Genomic DNA, 13332 nt, shown 5'->3' with positions numbered 1-13332 from the left:
ACCGGACACCGCGCCGCCACCTGAACCGGACACCGCGCCCGTCGCCTGAACCGGGCACCGCCCCCCGTCACCCACCGCCTCCACGGCCTCTTCACGGACCGTCCCGTACCCCGGGGCGGTCCGTTCTCGTTGCACCGGACGGGCCCGCACCGGCCGCGCCGCCCGGCGCGCCGCCGCCCGAATGCCTGCTTCGCAGGGTTTTCGACGGTAATGTCCAGGTCCGAGATGCGCTGCCTGCCGCCGGGGCTTCCGGCTGCCCGGGTGTCGCCCTCCGGCCTGCCGTCGATGCCGCGGGGCGCACCGCGTCCCGCCGTCCCGGTGCGCCGCCGTTCGGGTGTCCGACCGTGGAGGTACCGTGTCCCGCCCCGTCTCCTGGCTGTTCCGTGCCGGTGAACTGGCCGCCGAGGCCGGACTCGCGCTGCGCGACGCGAAACGCTCGTACCGGACGCTGCCCCGGGAGACCTGGCAGCGGATGCGCACCGACGCGTTCGGCGCCGACCCGGCCGGCTGGCGCCTGCACCGGGTCCGCAACTCGCCGCACTTCGTGGACGGTTCGTTCCGCAACCCGGTGGCCACCCGCCGCCTCGCGTACGCGTACACCCCGCTGGCCCTGATGCGCACCAAGCTCGCGGTCGACCCGAACCGCCGCGCCCCGGCGGCGGCCGTCCCGGTGCACCGCCTGCTCCCGGTGGAGCTGGCCACCCCGCCCGCCTCCGGCCTGCGGCTGACCTGGCTGGGCCACGCCACCGTGCTGGCCGAGCTGGACGGGGTCCGGGTGCTGTTCGACCCGGTGTGGAGCGAGCGCTGCTCCCCGTTCGACTGGGTCGGCCCCAAGCGCCTGCACCCGGTGCCGCTGCCGCTGAGCGAACTCGGCCCGGTGGACGTGGTGGTGATCTCGCACGACCACTACGACCACCTCGACATGCCGACCGTCCGGGCGCTGGCGGCCGCCGACGCGGTGTTCGCGGTGCCGCTGGGCATCGGCGCGCACCTGGAGCACTGGGGGGTGTCGCCGCGCCGGATCGTCGACCTCGACTGGTGGGAGTCCACCGAACTGGACGGCCTGCGGCTGACCGCCACCCCGGCCCGCCACTACTGCTCGCGCGGGCCCCGCCCGAGCGGCAGGTTCCTCTGGTCGTCCTGGGTGGTGGAGGGGAAGCGGCACCGGATCTTCCACAGCGGCGACAGCGGCTACTTCCCCGGGTTCGCCGAGATCGGACGCCGCTTCGGACCGTTCGACGCGACGATGATGCAGGTCGGCGCGTACTCCGAGCACTGGCCGGAGGTGCACCTGACGCCCGAGGAGGCGGTGCAGGCCCACCGGGACCTGGGCGGCGACGTGCTGCTCCCGGTGCACTGGGGCACCTTCGACCTCGCCCCGCACCCCTGGGAGGAGCCCGCCGAGCGCACCCTCGCCGCCGCCCAGGACGCCGGCGTCACCCTGGCGATGCCCCGCCCCGGCCGCCCCTTCGAGCCCGCCGACCCGCCCGCCGCCACCCACTGGTGGCGCGCCGTCGCCGCACCCCCCTCCGGCGTGGACCTCCTGCTCCCCGACGGCCTCTCCCCCGTCCCCGACACCCCCGCCACCCTCACCCGCCCGGACGCCCCCTCCGCCGAACGGACCGGCGGCCCGGCCTAGGCTCTGCCCGGCGGATCATGTGACCGCCTCGCGCGGACCGTTCCGTTGGTCGCGAGGCGGGGCGGTCCCACGGACGGCGAGTGGGGGGCAACTGGCGCCACCTCGCCGGAGACCCGGCGCCGTGGCGGACGTGGGACCGATCACCGGATGGTGGTCAACGGGACAACGGGGTCCCGTTCCGGGTCCGCACGGGTGTTTCGTGGCGAGACCCACCGGAGCGGTCCAGCTCCCCACATCGGCTGCACCAGTCGCCCTGTCTGTCAACTCGGGCTAGTGTCAAGCGACATGATGAACGCTCAGCGAATCGCGTCGGCCGCGACCGCCGCTCTCCTGCTGGCCGCCTGCAGCAGCGGCACCACCGTCACCGTCAAGCCCCTGCCGACGCCCGCTGCGACCGACCTGTCCGCTGCGGCCCAGGAGCTGCGCGCCCTGGACCAGGCGGCGGGCGCCACCACCGAGGCCGCCGATGCGTACGACCGGGCCTTCGCCGCGTTGGCAGCCCGCTGCGTGGAACAACCCCGGACACTCGAGGCCGAGGTCCACTCCACCGCGGCCCAGCTGAAGGCCCTCGGCAGCGAGACCCAGACCCGTCTGACCGTGCTGAACGGCATCGCCGCCGCCATCCCGCCGGCCTACCCGAGGTCGAACTGCGCGCCCTACCTCGACACGTACGTCGCCGCTCAGCAGGCCACGGGCACGATCCACTGACCCGTCCCGCCGCACGTGACGGGCACCACAGCTCCCGCCGACTGCAACGTGTTCTAGCATGGGCCGGGTGACCGCCCCCGCCGCCCCGACGCCCGCCTCCGCCTCTGGACTGCGCTCCTTCGCGGAGCTGCTCGGCATCGAGGAGCTGGAGGAGAACCTGTTCCGGGGCCACTGCCACGCGGGCGCGCCGCTGCGCGCGTTCGGCGGGCAGGTCGCGGCGCAGGCGCTGACCTCGGCCGGGCGCACGGTGGAGCCGGCCCGCCGGGTGCACAGCCTGCACGGGTACTTCCTGCGGCCGGGCGATCCGCGCCGCCCGATCGTCTACCAGGTGGACCGTGCCCGGGACGGCGGCTCGTACGCGACCCGGCGGGTGACGGCGGTCCAGCGCGGCGAGGTGATCTTCACCATGTCGGCGTCGTTCAAGCGCCCGGAGGCGTCCGGCGACCGGCAGCGCACCATGCCGCCGGTCCCGGGCCCGGAGGAGCTGCCGGACCCGTACCTGGCCTGGCAGCGGGACGCGCCGGAGGAGTTCGCGGGCGCAACGGTCTTCCGGGCCCTGGAGATGCGCTTCGTCCCGGCCGGTGCACCCGGCATGCCGCCGGAACTGCCGGGCGTCCCGCAGCAGTTCGTCTGGCTGCGGACGGGCAGCGCCCTGCCGGGGGACGACCCGCTGCTCCAGGTCTGCGCGTTGACGTACCTGTCCGACCTGACGCTGGCCTCGACCACGGCGCTGCACCTCCAGCCGCACCGGGTGCACCGGGTCGCCGAGCCCCGGGTGGCGCTGGCCTCGCTGGACCACGCGATGTGGTTCCACCGCCCGTTCCGCGCCGACGAGTGGCTGCTGTTCGCGCAGCGCAGCCCGTCCGCGTCGGACGGCCGGGGCCTGGCGATGGGCGAGTTCTACGATCGGGACGGGGTGCTGGTGGCCTCCGCCGTCCAGGAGACCCTGCTGCGCGAGCTGCGGCCGAAGCAGGCGCGGCAGGCCCCGCCCACCCCCTGACCTGCCGCCGGACCGTCCCCCCGAAAGGCCGTGCGAGGGGCCGCGCGAGAGACCGGACGCGGAACCGGACGAGAGACCGCGCGCGAGACCGCCCGAGCCGTCGCGCGTCCCCGTCACCCACCGGTGACCCGTCGCGTCATACCGCGGTGCGGGGCCGCCACGTATCATGGTTCGGGTGACCAAGGTTGACCTGTCACCTCGTCCGGTGGAGGCGATGTCCCCCCGTCAGCTGGAACGCCGCGGATCCCTCCTGTCCGCCGCCCTGGGCCTGGTGACCGAGATCGGCGTGGAACGCCTCCAGATGAAACAGGTGTCGGAGCGCTCCGGCGTGGCCCTCGGGACCGCCTACCGGTACTTCTCGTCGAAGGACCACCTGCTCGCCGCCGCGATAGCGGACTGGCACCGGCTGCTGCTCGCCGACCTGGTCGGCGAGGTGGGGGCGGGGCGCAGCGCCTCGCCGACCGAGCGGGCGGTGCGGTTCGTGCGGCGGGGGATGCGGGCGTACCAGCGGCAGCCGGAGCTGGCCCGGCTGCGGGTGGCGGTGGCCACCTCCACGGACCCGTTCGCCAGCGAGGCGCTGCAGGGCCTGGCCCGGGCGGACCGGGCGGCGCTGGGGGCGGTGCTGCCCGAGGTCCCGCCGGCCCCCGGGGAGCTGGTGCGGCACATGGTGGGGCACGCCTGGCAGGGCGAGTTGACGTCCTGGGTGACCGGGCGGACCACGCTGGACGACGCCCGCACCCGGCTGGAGGAGATGGTCCGGATGGTGCTGACGCCGTACGAGCCGCCCCCGGTCCCGACGGCCTGACCCGCCGTCGGCCGCGCGCCGCCCGCGCCACGCGCCGCCCGCTGCGCCTCCGTGCCCCGGTGCCCCCGCGCCGACCCGCCGTGCCCTGCGGCGGCCCGCAGCGCCCCCGCCGCACCGTGCCCCTCCACGGGCCCGACTGCGGACATGGTGCCCCGTATGCCCACGCCTTCGGGCCCCTCGACGGACCGTCAGCCCGCCGCGCCGGATCTCGGACACCGGGCCGGCCCGGGTGCTGCACAACCTCGGCCGGCTGCTCGTGGTCGCCGCGGACGTGTTCCTGCTGCTCGTGGTGGTGCCGGCGGTCAGGCGTTCGACCTGCGCGGATGCGGGAGCGGGGGTTCCGACGCCGAGATCCCTTCCAGACTTCACCCGCGTTTCGCGACCGCGTAACACCCGGCTGCCAGGCTCTCCACCATGAACGCCCGCACCGTCCCCCCGGCCCAGGACCCGCGCTTCCCGCTGCCCCGCCGCCACCGCCGCCTGCTCGCCTGCGCCGCCGTCGCGGCCTCGGTGGCGCTGGGCTCGCTCGGCGTCGGCGCCACCGTGGAGACCGTCCGGCAGCAGGCCCCGACCGCGCAGGCGGCCCCGGCCGGCCGCTGAGCCGGACGAGTGGTGGACCCGGCGCCCGGATCCGATACTGGGACTGACCCGGCCGGAAGGGAGTCCACCATGGAGACCGGCACCGTACGGTGGTTCGGCATCGAGCACGGCTACGGCTACATCACCCCGGACGCGGGCGGCCCCGACGTCACGGTCTACTACGACTCGGTGATCGCCGACACCGACGCGCACCGCTTCCTGCACCAGGGCCAGCGCGTCCGGTACGACATGATGCGGGAGGAGCCCCGCGCCGTCGCCGAGCACGTCCGCCCGCTCACCTACTGACCGGCCACCGGCCACTCACCGATCACCCCCGACCGGGGCGCCCTCACACCGCCTGCCGGTCCCGCCCCCGCCCGGCCGACGAGGCAGAGGCCGAGCTAGATGCCGAGCCAGAGGCCGGGGCGGTCGCCGGGCGGGAGTGGCGGCCAGTGCCGGTGGGGGGCTCGGGTTCGGCGCGGGGGGCGTAGCGGGCGGCGGGGGCGAGCAGCAGCCAGGTGCGGCCGGCCGGGGCGGCGAGGCCCATCCGGTGGAGCAGGTCGAGTGCGTCGCGGCGGAAGGCGGCGAGGTCGGCCAGGTAGCCCGCGTCCCAGCCGGCGCTCATGCCGTAGTCGTCGGTGATGTCGCCGAGGGCGCCATCGATCAGGGCGTCGGGGACGAGGACGGCGGGCGGGGCGTTCTCGGTGGCGGCCGGGCAGAGTTCCTCGACCAGGCGTTCGGCGAGCAGCAGGGCGGCCTGGGCGAGGGTGCCGGGGCCGGGCAGGGCGAGGTCGGTGAGTTCGTCGGCGGGGTCGAGCAGGGCGACGCCCTCGGCGCGGATCTCGGCGGTGAGACCGAGGAAGTCGGCGAATCGTTCCGTCTCGGCGGGGGCCGCCGCGAGCAGGTGGGCGCGTTCGGCGGGGGCGAGTGCGTCGTAGTGGACGACGGGGGTCTCGGCGAGCAGGCGGCGGACGGTCACCTCGGGTCCGGCGGTGGCGGGCAGCGGGGACGCGGTGAGCAGGTCGGCGGCGAGTTCGGCGGGCGGGCGCCACGCGTCGAGCAGGGCGCGGACCGGGGCGGGGACCGGGGCGTAGGCGGCGGGGGCGGCGGAGCCACCGGCCAGGGCGCGGGCGAGGGCCGCGTACCCGGCGGGGTCGAGTCCGGCCAGGTCGCGGCCGGGCAGCGGGGCCTTGTGCAGGCGGGCGTGGGCGGGGCCGAGGGTGAGCCGGTAGCCGAGCAGGGCGTGGAAGTGTTCGGCGAGCGCCTCGGCGTGACGCCGGATCAGCGGGAGCGCCGCGCCGTGCGGCCCGTCGGCGGTGACCAGCGGGTGGGCCATCAGCAGCCGGGCGGCGGTGCGCAGTTCGGCGGTGGCGGCGAGGGCGCCGGCGGCGGGGCGTTCGGGTTTGCGGTGCCGGCCGCCGCCGGTGGGGAGGGCGCCGGCCTGGGCGGGCGCCTCGCGGCGTATCCGGCGGTAGCCGAGCGGCCGGAACAGCGGCGAGGTGCTGTGGTGGACGGTGGGGCCGTGCCACCAGCTGGTGCCGGGCGCGGGTTCGGCCTGCTGGGGTGCGCCGCCCAGGTGCCGGGCCCCGTACGCGCCGAACACGGCGGTGGCCAGCAGGTCGGCCTCGGCGGGTCCGGCGGCGGCGAACCGGGCGGCCAACTCCTCGGCCGCGGCGGCGGGTTCGGCGGCCGGCCGGCCGACCCGCCGACCGTCCGGCCCGGCCTGCGCCGGGACGGCCACGACTGCCTCGGGGCGCGCCTGGGCGGCGAGCCGCCCTGCCCCGCCCGTGCGTCGCGTCCCCGTCCCGCCGGTCGCCGTGGCGAGGCCGGCGGCTGCTTCGTGCCGCTCCATGTCGGTGCCAAGCCTAGACGCCGCACCGCTCGCTACGCGCCGGTAACAACCTCTTCCGCCGGCCGCCGCCGTCGCCTAGGGTTCCGGGCATGCCACACCTGCCCAATGTCGTGCTCTGGTCGATACCGGCCTTCGTGCTGCTCACGGTCCTGGAGATCGTCTCGTACCGGTTCCATCCGGACGAGGACGAGCAGGGCTACGCCGCGAAGGACACCGCGGCGAGTCTGACCATGGGTCTGGGCTCGCTGCTGTTCGACGCGGGGTGGAAGATCCCGATCGTGGCGATCTACTCGTTCCTCTACGAGTTGACGCCGCTGCGGGTGCCGGTGCTGTGGTGGACGGTGCCGCTGATGCTGCTCGCCCAGGACTTCCTCTACTACTGGTCGCACCGGGGCCACCACGTGATCCGGGTGCTGTGGGCCTGCCACGTGGTGCACCACTCCAGCCGGCACTACAACCTGTCCACCGCGCTGCGCCAGCCCTGGACCTCGGCCACCAGCTGGGTGTTCTTCGTCCCGATGGTGCTGGCGGGCGTGCACCCGGCGGCGCTGGCGTTCTGCTCCTCGGCGAACCTGGTGTACCAGTTCTGGATCCACACCGAGCGGATCGGGAAGCTGCCCCGCCCGGTCGAGTACGTCTTCAACACCCCCTCGCACCACCGGGTGCACCACGCCTCGCAGGGCGGCTACCTGGACCGCAACTTCGGCGGCATCCTGATCGTCTTCGACCGGCTGTTCGGCTCCTTCGCGGCGGAGGCCGAGCGCCCGGTGTTCGGCCTGACCAAGAACATCGGCACCTTCAACCCGCTGCGGGTCGCCACCCACGAGTACGCCTCGATCGCCCGGGACGTCCGCGCCGCGACCACCTGGGGGGACCGGCTGCGCCACCTGGCCAAGGGCCCGGGCTGGCAGCCCGGGCCGCGCACCGAACCCGGCGCCGTCACCGCCGCCGCCACCGCCGCCGCCGCCGGACCGGAGAGTGCCACCGCATGACCCCCGCCCGTGACCCGCGCACCGCGCGGGCCCTGCTGTTCGCCTTCGCCGCCGTCTCGGTGGCGCACCTGCTGGCGATCGCCGTCCACCTGACGCCCCTGCAGTACGCCACCAAGCCGCTGCTGATGCCGCTGCTGGCGGGCTGGGTCTGGGCCGCCGCGAAGCCCGGCACGCCGCGGCTGCTGGTGCCGGCGCTGCTGTTCGGCGCGGGCGGCGACATCCTGCTGGAGATCGGCGGGACGGTGGCGTTCCTGGCCGGGATGGGCTCGTTCGCTGCCGGCCACGTCTGCTACGTGACGATGTTCGTGAAGCTCGGCGCGCTGGCCGACCGCCGCCGGGCGCTGGTCGTGGCGGGCTGCTACGCGGTGGTCTGGGCGGCGCTGATCGTGCTGCTCTGGCCCGGCCTGGACGCCGGGATGCGCGTCCCGGTGGCGTGCTACAGCCTGCTGCTGGCCGCCACCGCGGTGACCGCCTCGCAGGTCAACCTGCGGGCGGGGCTGGGCGGGGCGCTGTTCCTGTTCTCCGACACCCTGATCGCCACCGACCTGGCGGGCTGGCGGCACCTGCCCGCGCACGGCTTCCTGATCATGCTGACCTACCTGGTCGGCCAGTACCTGCTGACCCTCGGGACGCTGGAGCGCACCACCCGGACGGACTGAACGCGCGCGGAAGGGCGGCACCCGCTGCGGGTGCCGCCCTTCCCCGTGCCGTCGGCCGCGGGGGACGCGCGGCCTGCCGGGTACGGTGGGCTCGTACCGGACGGCCGCTCAGGAGGCCCGGCCGGAGGCCGCGCCCCGGCGGCGCAGCAGCCAGAACCCGCCGATGCCGGAGGCCACCAGGCCCGCGCCGACGGCCAGCCGGGCGCCGTCCACGCCGACCGAGCCGCCCAGGCCGGTCTCCACCCCGCCGTGCGGGAGCCGGGCGCCCTCCCAGACCCCGGCCCCGGCGGCCGAGCCGCTGCTGGCGGCGGCGGCCGCGATGGCCACCGCGCCGGCGAAGCCGTCACCGTTGGGGCACTTGCCGTCGATGCCCCAGGACGAGTCGGTGGTGGTGCGCTTGGCGGCGGCCGCGGCCATCTCCTGTTCGGAGATGACGGTGGCGCTGCCCGAGTACTTGCCGTCGGGGCCGACGCTGAGCGTGGTGGAACCGCCGGCGAAGGCCAGCGAGGTCGCGGTGACGGTCTTCTCCGTGCTGCTCGCGCACGTGACACTGACCGAGACCGACTGCCCGGGCTGGGCCTGCGCCGGGCTGACCCAGGCGGGTTCGCCGCCCTTCGCGGACGCGGGAGCGGTGCCGGCCAGGCCGAGCAGGACGGTGGTGCCGAGCAGTGCGGCGGCGGCGGTGCGCGTCGGGCGCATGCCGTACCTCCAGGGGGTCGGAGTGGGGGCAGCGGGCGGGTGTCCGTCCCGCTACTCCTAGTTGCCGCCCACGCTAGGCAGTGCCACCCGGCCCGGCGAACCCGTGCAGCCGTTCGAGTCCGTCCCCCGTCCGCCAGGGGCCCGCGGGCCGCTCGGGACGGGTGGCCCGGCGGGCGCGCTACTCGTTGCGGGCGGCCTCCGGCCCGGTGATCCGGCGCAGCAGCGGCAGGGTGGCGCCGATGACCGCCAGCGCGGCGCCCAGCCCGGCCGCCACCACCAGGTAGTAGCCCGCGTCGAGGGCGTGCAGGGTGTACCCCAGCTGCGAGCGCAGGAACAGGTCGGCGGCCAGCAGGCCGACGCCGATCGCCACCGCCGAGACCGCCAGCAGCGGCACCGCGGACTCCATCAGCACCACCCGGCGCAGCATCGGCAGCGGTACTCCGCTCAGCCGCAGCAGGCTGAACGGCCGCTTGCGCTCGCCGAGCGCCCCGGCGGCGCCGACCGCCAGGCTGCAGCCCGCGATCGGGAAGGTCGCCAGGATCACCACGTCGGCGAGCTGCCGGTAGGACGCCAGCTCGCTGCCGGACAGCTTCCGCCCCTCCGCCAGGGTCAGCGCCTGCCGGACCGCCGGGTACGCGGCGTCCACCAGCGTCCGGGCCCGCTCGACGGCGGACGCCGAGCCGTCGGTGCCGACCACCACGTTCACCACCGGGAGCGCCGCGAGCTGCTCGGCGGTATGGGGGGCGGTGGGCCACGCGGTGGCGGAGTAGTCCCGGACGCCGGCCAGCACGGAGGGCAGGTAGGCGGCGGTCGCGTCGGGCGCGCAGTGGCCGAACACCGCCACGTCGTCCAGGCCCCGGCAGTCCACCACCGTGGCGGCCCGGGTCTCGCCGCCGGCGTCGACCGGCACCGCCGCGTCGAGCGGGTGCACCAGCAGGGCGCCGCGCACGCCGGGGACGGCCCGCAGCCGGTCGAGCAGCCCGGACGGCACGGGCGGGCCGGAGCCCACGGGGACGCCCTCGTCGGTGTAGCCGTCGCCGAGGCTGTTGGTGAGCACGCCGTCGAACTGCGGGCCGCCCTCGACCCGGCCGCGTTCGGCGGTCATCGCGGTGATGATCCCGACCGTCGCGGTCATCACCAGCAGGGCCAGCACCAGGCCGCTGACGGCCCGGAACCCGGCGGTCGGGTCGTCGGCGAGGCGGCGGGCCGCGATCAGGGCGGCCGGGCGCCGGGTGCGCCGGGCCAGCAGGGCGGCGGCCCGCCCGGTCAGCCAGGGACCGGAGAGCACCAGGCCCAGCATGACCAGGGCGAACGCGGAGAGGTAGCCGCGGGTCTGGCCCTCGACCGAGGAGGGGTGCCGGAGCAGGAAGACCGCCAGTTCGGCGAGCCCGGCCAGCAGCGGCAGCACCCGCCAGGCCCGGGGCGGCTTCGGGGTGGCCCGGCGGCTCACCCCGAGCGGGGAGATCCGCACCCGGCGCAGCGCGATCCGGGCGGAGACGGCGGCGGCCAGCGGGACGGCGAGGGCGACGGCGACGACCTGGAGCGGGGTCAGGGCGAGGTCGGAGGTGAAGAACCGCCGGCCGGTCAGCGACGCCCCGGCGATCGGGCCGCGCAGCGCGAGGAACGGCAGGAAGCCGAGCAGCACGCCGCCGGCGGCCGCGATCACCGCTTCGACGGCGGAGACCGCCGAGACCTGCCGGGGGGTGGCCCCGACCAGGCGCATCGCGGCGAAGCGGCGTTCGCGCCGGGTGGCGGTCAGGCGGGTGGCGGTGCCGATCAGGACCAGCACGGGGAACACCAGGGCGCCGGTGGCGACGGTCAGGACCAGCGCGATGCCGTCGGACTCGATGCCGACCGCGCAGTCGTCGCACCGGTCCGGCGCGGTGGTGGCGACCCGGTCCACCGGCACCGCGCCGGGGACGGCGCGCAGGGCGTCCGGGCTCCGGCCGACCAGGGCGACCAGGCTGTCGGGGGCGGGCAGCGCGTCCTTGCCGAGGACGCCGATCCGGCGGCCGGGGAAGCGGTCGCCGAGCTGCTCGGGGGGCGTGGCGTCGACCAGCTGCGCCAGCGCGGGCGACAGGTAGTACTCGCCGTCGGCGGGCATCCGGTCCACGCCGGGCGCGAGCGCGGCCGAGGCGCCGGTGAGCGCGACGTCGACCCGGCCGATCTCCCGGCCCTGGAAGCTGTCGCGCCGGGTCAGCCACCACATCGGCGCGTTCCGGCCCGGGTCCCCGTCCGCGTCCGCGACCGCGACCGCCGTGCCCGTGCCCGCGACCGCCGTGCCCGGGCCCGTCGTGCCCCTGTCGGCGTCCGCCGTCCCCGCCGTCCCCGCCGTCCCCGCCGTCCCCGCCGCCTCCCGGTCGGCGGGGGCGGCCGGGAGACCGGTGTTGAGCCAGGCGTAGCGGTCGTTCTGGGCGTGCACGGCGTTGACGGCCGCGAGGGTGGTGAGCAGCAGTCCGACGCCGACGGCGACGGCGGCGGCGGTGACCAGCAGGCGGGTCAGTGCTTCGCGCCCGCCGCTGACGGCGAGGCGCAGGCCGAGTCGGATCACGCGGCGGCCCACCCGGTCGGCGAGGTGGCGCGACCGTCGCGGACGACGGCCTCGCGGTCGGCGTAGGCGGCGGTCCGGGCCTCGTGGGTGACCAGGACGACGGTGGTGCCCTGGGCGCGGGCGGCGTCGACCAGCAGGTCCATCACGTGTTCGCCGGTGAGCGAGTCGAGCGCGCCGGTGGGTTCGTCGGCGAACAGGACGCGCAGCTCGGCGACGAGTCCGCGGGCGAGCGCGACGCGCTGCGCCTGGCCGCCGGAGAGCTCGCCGGAGCGGCGCCCGCCGAGGCCGTCCAGGCCGAGCCGGGGGAACCAGGCGCGGGCCCGGGCCAGGGCGTCGGCACGCTTGGCGCCGCCGAGCAGCAGCGGCAGGGCGACGTTCTCCTCCGCCGTCAACTCCGGTACCAGCTGGCCGAACTGGAAGACGAAGCCGAAGCTCTCGCGGCGCAGCGCGCTGCGCCGCTGTTCGCCGAGGCGGTCGATCCGGCGGCCGTCGAAGTGGACCTCGCCGGCGTCGGGGGTGAGGATGCCGGCCAGGCAGTGCAGCAGGGTGGACTTGCCGGAGCCGGAGGGGCCCATCACGGCGAGGATCTCGCCCGCCCCGACGGCCAGGTTCGCGCCGCGCAGGGCGGGGGTCTCGCCGAAGGAGAGGGTGACGTCGCGGGCTTCGATCAGCGGGGCGGTCATCGCCGGGCCACCTCCGCGGCGAGGGCGTCGAGCCGGGCGGCGGTGAGGTCGATCCAGCGCAGGTCGGACTCCAGGTGGAAGAGGCCGTGGTCGGCGAGCAGGGCGTCGACCAGGCTGCCGGAGCGCTTGACCTCGGTGAGTTCGCGCATCCGCTTCAGGTGGGCGGCGCGCTGGGCGTCGAGGTAGTGCTCGGCGTCGCGGCCGAGCATCAGGGCGAGCACGACCTTGCTGAACAGCACGGTCTGCAGGTGGGGTTCGGCGGCGACCGGCTCGCGCAGCCAGTCCTCGAACTCGGTGGCCCCGGCCTCGGTGATCACGTACCGCTTCCGGTCCGGCCCGTCGCCGGCCTCGGGCTCGCCGACCACCACCTTCCCGTCCCGGGCGAGCCGCCCGAGGGTCGCGTACACCTGGCCGAAGGGCAGCGGCTTCCCGCGCCCGAAGAAGGCGTCGTAGTCGCGCTTGAGGTCGTAGCCGTGGCTGGGCTCGCGTTCGAGGAGCCCGAGCAGGGTGAGGGGAACGCTCATGGCCGGAGCGTACGCCGCGCGTACACTCCGCGTCTATACACTCGGAGAATACTGACGCACGGACCTTCGACCCACTAGCCTCCACCTGGGGTTTCACCGATGAGGGGGCACGGTGCGGTTCGGACCACTGGAACACCTCACGACGAAGGCGGACACGCCGCTCGGCGAACTGCTGCTGCACCGGCGGCAGTTGAAGAAGGACGCCTTCGGCCTGCCGGCGGTCAACGGCCCGGAGGCGTGGTCGCTGGACCTGGCCGGCCGACCGCTGGCCGAACTGCCCGGGTTCGCGCTGCACACGGGGCGGGGCGCCGAGCTGCGCCGGGGCGCGGTGGGCAGCTTCGAGGGCGACGAACTGCGGATCGCCGTGCGCGGCGGCCTCCGGCGCTCCCGCCGCCGGGTGGAGTTCCACGGCGGCGGGCGCACCCTGTGCTTCGTCCGCCGGGGGCTGGCCCGCGCCGAACTGCTGGAGGACGGGCGGACGGTGGCCCGCAGTTCCTTCCGGGGGTGGGAGCAGGAGGGGGCCGACCCGCTGCGGGTGCTCGCGCTGGCGGTGTACACCTGGGCGGGGCTGGACCGCGCCAACGCCAATCCGGTGCTGTGCGGCTTCCTGTCGGCCGTCCTCGGCGGGCTGCTCTGCTGAC

General features: G+C 76.1%; 14 protein-coding genes. 9 read left to right on the top strand and 5 right to left on the bottom strand.

Annotated elements, in window-relative coordinates:
* The first annotated feature begins 355 nt into the window (after nt 1-355).
* The 6 genes from K353_RS02445 to K353_RS02420 all read left to right on the top strand — a co-directional run bounded on the left by K353_RS02445 (nt 356) and on the right by K353_RS02420 (nt 5037).
* Nucleotides 356-1639, top strand: coding sequence for an MBL fold metallo-hydrolase (locus K353_RS02445; RefSeq protein WP_370447547.1), 1284 nt, complete (start codon nt 356-358; stop codon nt 1637-1639).
* A gap of 288 nt (nt 1640-1927) precedes the next feature.
* Nucleotides 1928-2347, top strand: coding sequence for a hypothetical protein (locus K353_RS02440; RefSeq protein ID WP_111551900.1), 420 nt, complete (start codon nt 1928-1930; stop codon nt 2345-2347).
* 58 nt (nt 2348-2405) lie between these two features.
* Nucleotides 2406-3347: an acyl-CoA thioesterase II gene (locus tag K353_RS02435; RefSeq protein ID WP_111551899.1), complete on the top strand. Its 942-nt coding sequence runs from the start codon at nt 2406-2408 to the stop codon at nt 3345-3347.
* A gap of 175 nt (nt 3348-3522) precedes the next feature.
* On the top strand, nt 3523-4152 hold the full coding sequence (locus K353_RS02430; protein WP_158585313.1) for a TetR/AcrR family transcriptional regulator: 630 nt from the start codon (nt 3523-3525) through the stop codon (nt 4150-4152).
* A 414-nt stretch (nt 4153-4566) separates the two neighbouring features.
* Nucleotides 4567-4752 (top strand): hypothetical protein, encoded by a 186-nt coding sequence (locus K353_RS02425; protein ID WP_100839465.1) that lies wholly within the window; start codon nt 4567-4569, stop codon nt 4750-4752.
* A 69-nt stretch (nt 4753-4821) separates the two neighbouring features.
* Nucleotides 4822-5037 (top strand): cold-shock protein, encoded by a 216-nt coding sequence (locus K353_RS02420; RefSeq protein ID WP_100839466.1) that lies wholly within the window; start codon nt 4822-4824, stop codon nt 5035-5037.
* 43 nt (nt 5038-5080) lie between these two features.
* Here K353_RS02420 and K353_RS36460 read toward each other — a convergent pair whose 3' ends face one another.
* The gene (locus K353_RS36460) at nt 5081-6583 is read right to left on the bottom strand and encodes a DUF2398 family protein (protein ID WP_111551897.1); all 1503 of its coding nucleotides are present in this window, start codon (nt 6581-6583) and stop codon (nt 5081-5083) included.
* Between the two features lie 89 nt (nt 6584-6672).
* On the opposite strand from K353_RS36460, the gene K353_RS02410 reads away from it, so the two are divergent.
* Complete coding sequence (locus tag K353_RS02410) at nt 6673-7575, top strand: sterol desaturase family protein (RefSeq protein ID WP_111551896.1); 903 nt, start codon at nt 6673-6675, stop codon at nt 7573-7575.
* A complete protein-coding gene (locus K353_RS02405) occupies nt 7572-8234 on the top strand; it encodes a lysoplasmalogenase (RefSeq protein ID WP_111551895.1) in 663 nt (220 codons plus the stop codon). The genes K353_RS02410 and K353_RS02405 overlap by 4 nt, the downstream gene beginning before the upstream one ends.
* Before the next feature lie 108 nt (nt 8235-8342).
* Here K353_RS02405 and K353_RS02400 read toward each other — a convergent pair whose 3' ends face one another.
* The 4 genes from K353_RS02400 to K353_RS02385 all read right to left on the bottom strand — a co-directional run bounded on the left by K353_RS02400 (nt 8343) and on the right by K353_RS02385 (nt 12691).
* Nucleotides 8343-8933, bottom strand: coding sequence for a hypothetical protein (locus K353_RS02400; protein ID WP_111551894.1), 591 nt, complete (start codon nt 8931-8933; stop codon nt 8343-8345).
* A gap of 178 nt (nt 8934-9111) precedes the next feature.
* Entirely contained in the window at nt 9112-11484 is a 2373-nt protein-coding gene (locus K353_RS02395) for an FtsX-like permease family protein (RefSeq protein ID WP_111552157.1), read from the bottom strand.
* Nucleotides 11481-12167: an ABC transporter ATP-binding protein gene (locus K353_RS02390; RefSeq protein WP_111551893.1), complete on the bottom strand. Its 687-nt coding sequence runs from the start codon at nt 12165-12167 to the stop codon at nt 11481-11483. The genes K353_RS02395 and K353_RS02390 overlap by 4 nt, the downstream gene beginning before the upstream one ends.
* Complete coding sequence (locus K353_RS02385) at nt 12164-12691, bottom strand: PadR family transcriptional regulator (protein ID WP_111551892.1); 528 nt, start codon at nt 12689-12691, stop codon at nt 12164-12166. Before K353_RS02385 ends, K353_RS02390 begins: the two co-directional genes overlap by 4 nt.
* Before the next feature lie 112 nt (nt 12692-12803).
* On the opposite strand from K353_RS02385, the gene K353_RS02380 reads away from it, so the two are divergent.
* A complete protein-coding gene (locus tag K353_RS02380) occupies nt 12804-13331 on the top strand; it encodes a hypothetical protein (protein ID WP_111551891.1) in 528 nt (175 codons plus the stop codon).
* Nucleotide 13332 lies beyond the last annotated feature (1 nt).

The sequence above is a fragment of the Kitasatospora sp. SolWspMP-SS2h genome, from assembly GCF_003259315.1.
Taxonomy (GTDB): Bacteria; Actinomycetota; Actinomycetes; order Streptomycetales; family Streptomycetaceae; genus Kitasatospora; species Kitasatospora fiedleri.
The sequence above is the reverse complement of the archived record's forward strand: the minus strand, read 5'-3'. Positions and strand labels throughout refer to the sequence as shown.

Bases quoted from the DNA above. Each gene is read 5' to 3' on its own strand.
- K353_RS36460 (WP_111551897.1), bottom strand. From the start codon at position 6,583: ATGGAGCGGCACGAAGCAGCCGCCGGCCTCGCCACGGCGACCGGCGGG.
- K353_RS02405 (WP_111551895.1), top strand. From the start codon at position 7,572: ATGACCCCCGCCCGTGACCCGCGCACCGCGCGGGCCCTGCTGTTCGCC.
- K353_RS02390 (WP_111551893.1), bottom strand. From the start codon at position 12,167: ATGACCGCCCCGCTGATCGAAGCCCGCGACGTCACCCTCTCCTTCGGC.
- K353_RS02420 (WP_100839466.1), top strand. From the start codon at position 4,822: ATGGAGACCGGCACCGTACGGTGGTTCGGCATCGAGCACGGCTACGGC.
- K353_RS02425 (WP_100839465.1), top strand. From the start codon at position 4,567: ATGAACGCCCGCACCGTCCCCCCGGCCCAGGACCCGCGCTTCCCGCTG.
- K353_RS02400 (WP_111551894.1), bottom strand. From the start codon at position 8,933: ATGCGCCCGACGCGCACCGCCGCCGCCGCACTGCTCGGCACCACCGTC.
- K353_RS02435 (WP_111551899.1), top strand. From the start codon at position 2,406: ATGGGCCGGGTGACCGCCCCCGCCGCCCCGACGCCCGCCTCCGCCTCT.
- K353_RS02410 (WP_111551896.1), top strand. From the start codon at position 6,673: ATGCCACACCTGCCCAATGTCGTGCTCTGGTCGATACCGGCCTTCGTG.
- K353_RS02385 (WP_111551892.1), bottom strand. From the start codon at position 12,691: ATGAGCGTTCCCCTCACCCTGCTCGGGCTCCTCGAACGCGAGCCCAGC.
- K353_RS02440 (WP_111551900.1), top strand. From the start codon at position 1,928: ATGAACGCTCAGCGAATCGCGTCGGCCGCGACCGCCGCTCTCCTGCTG.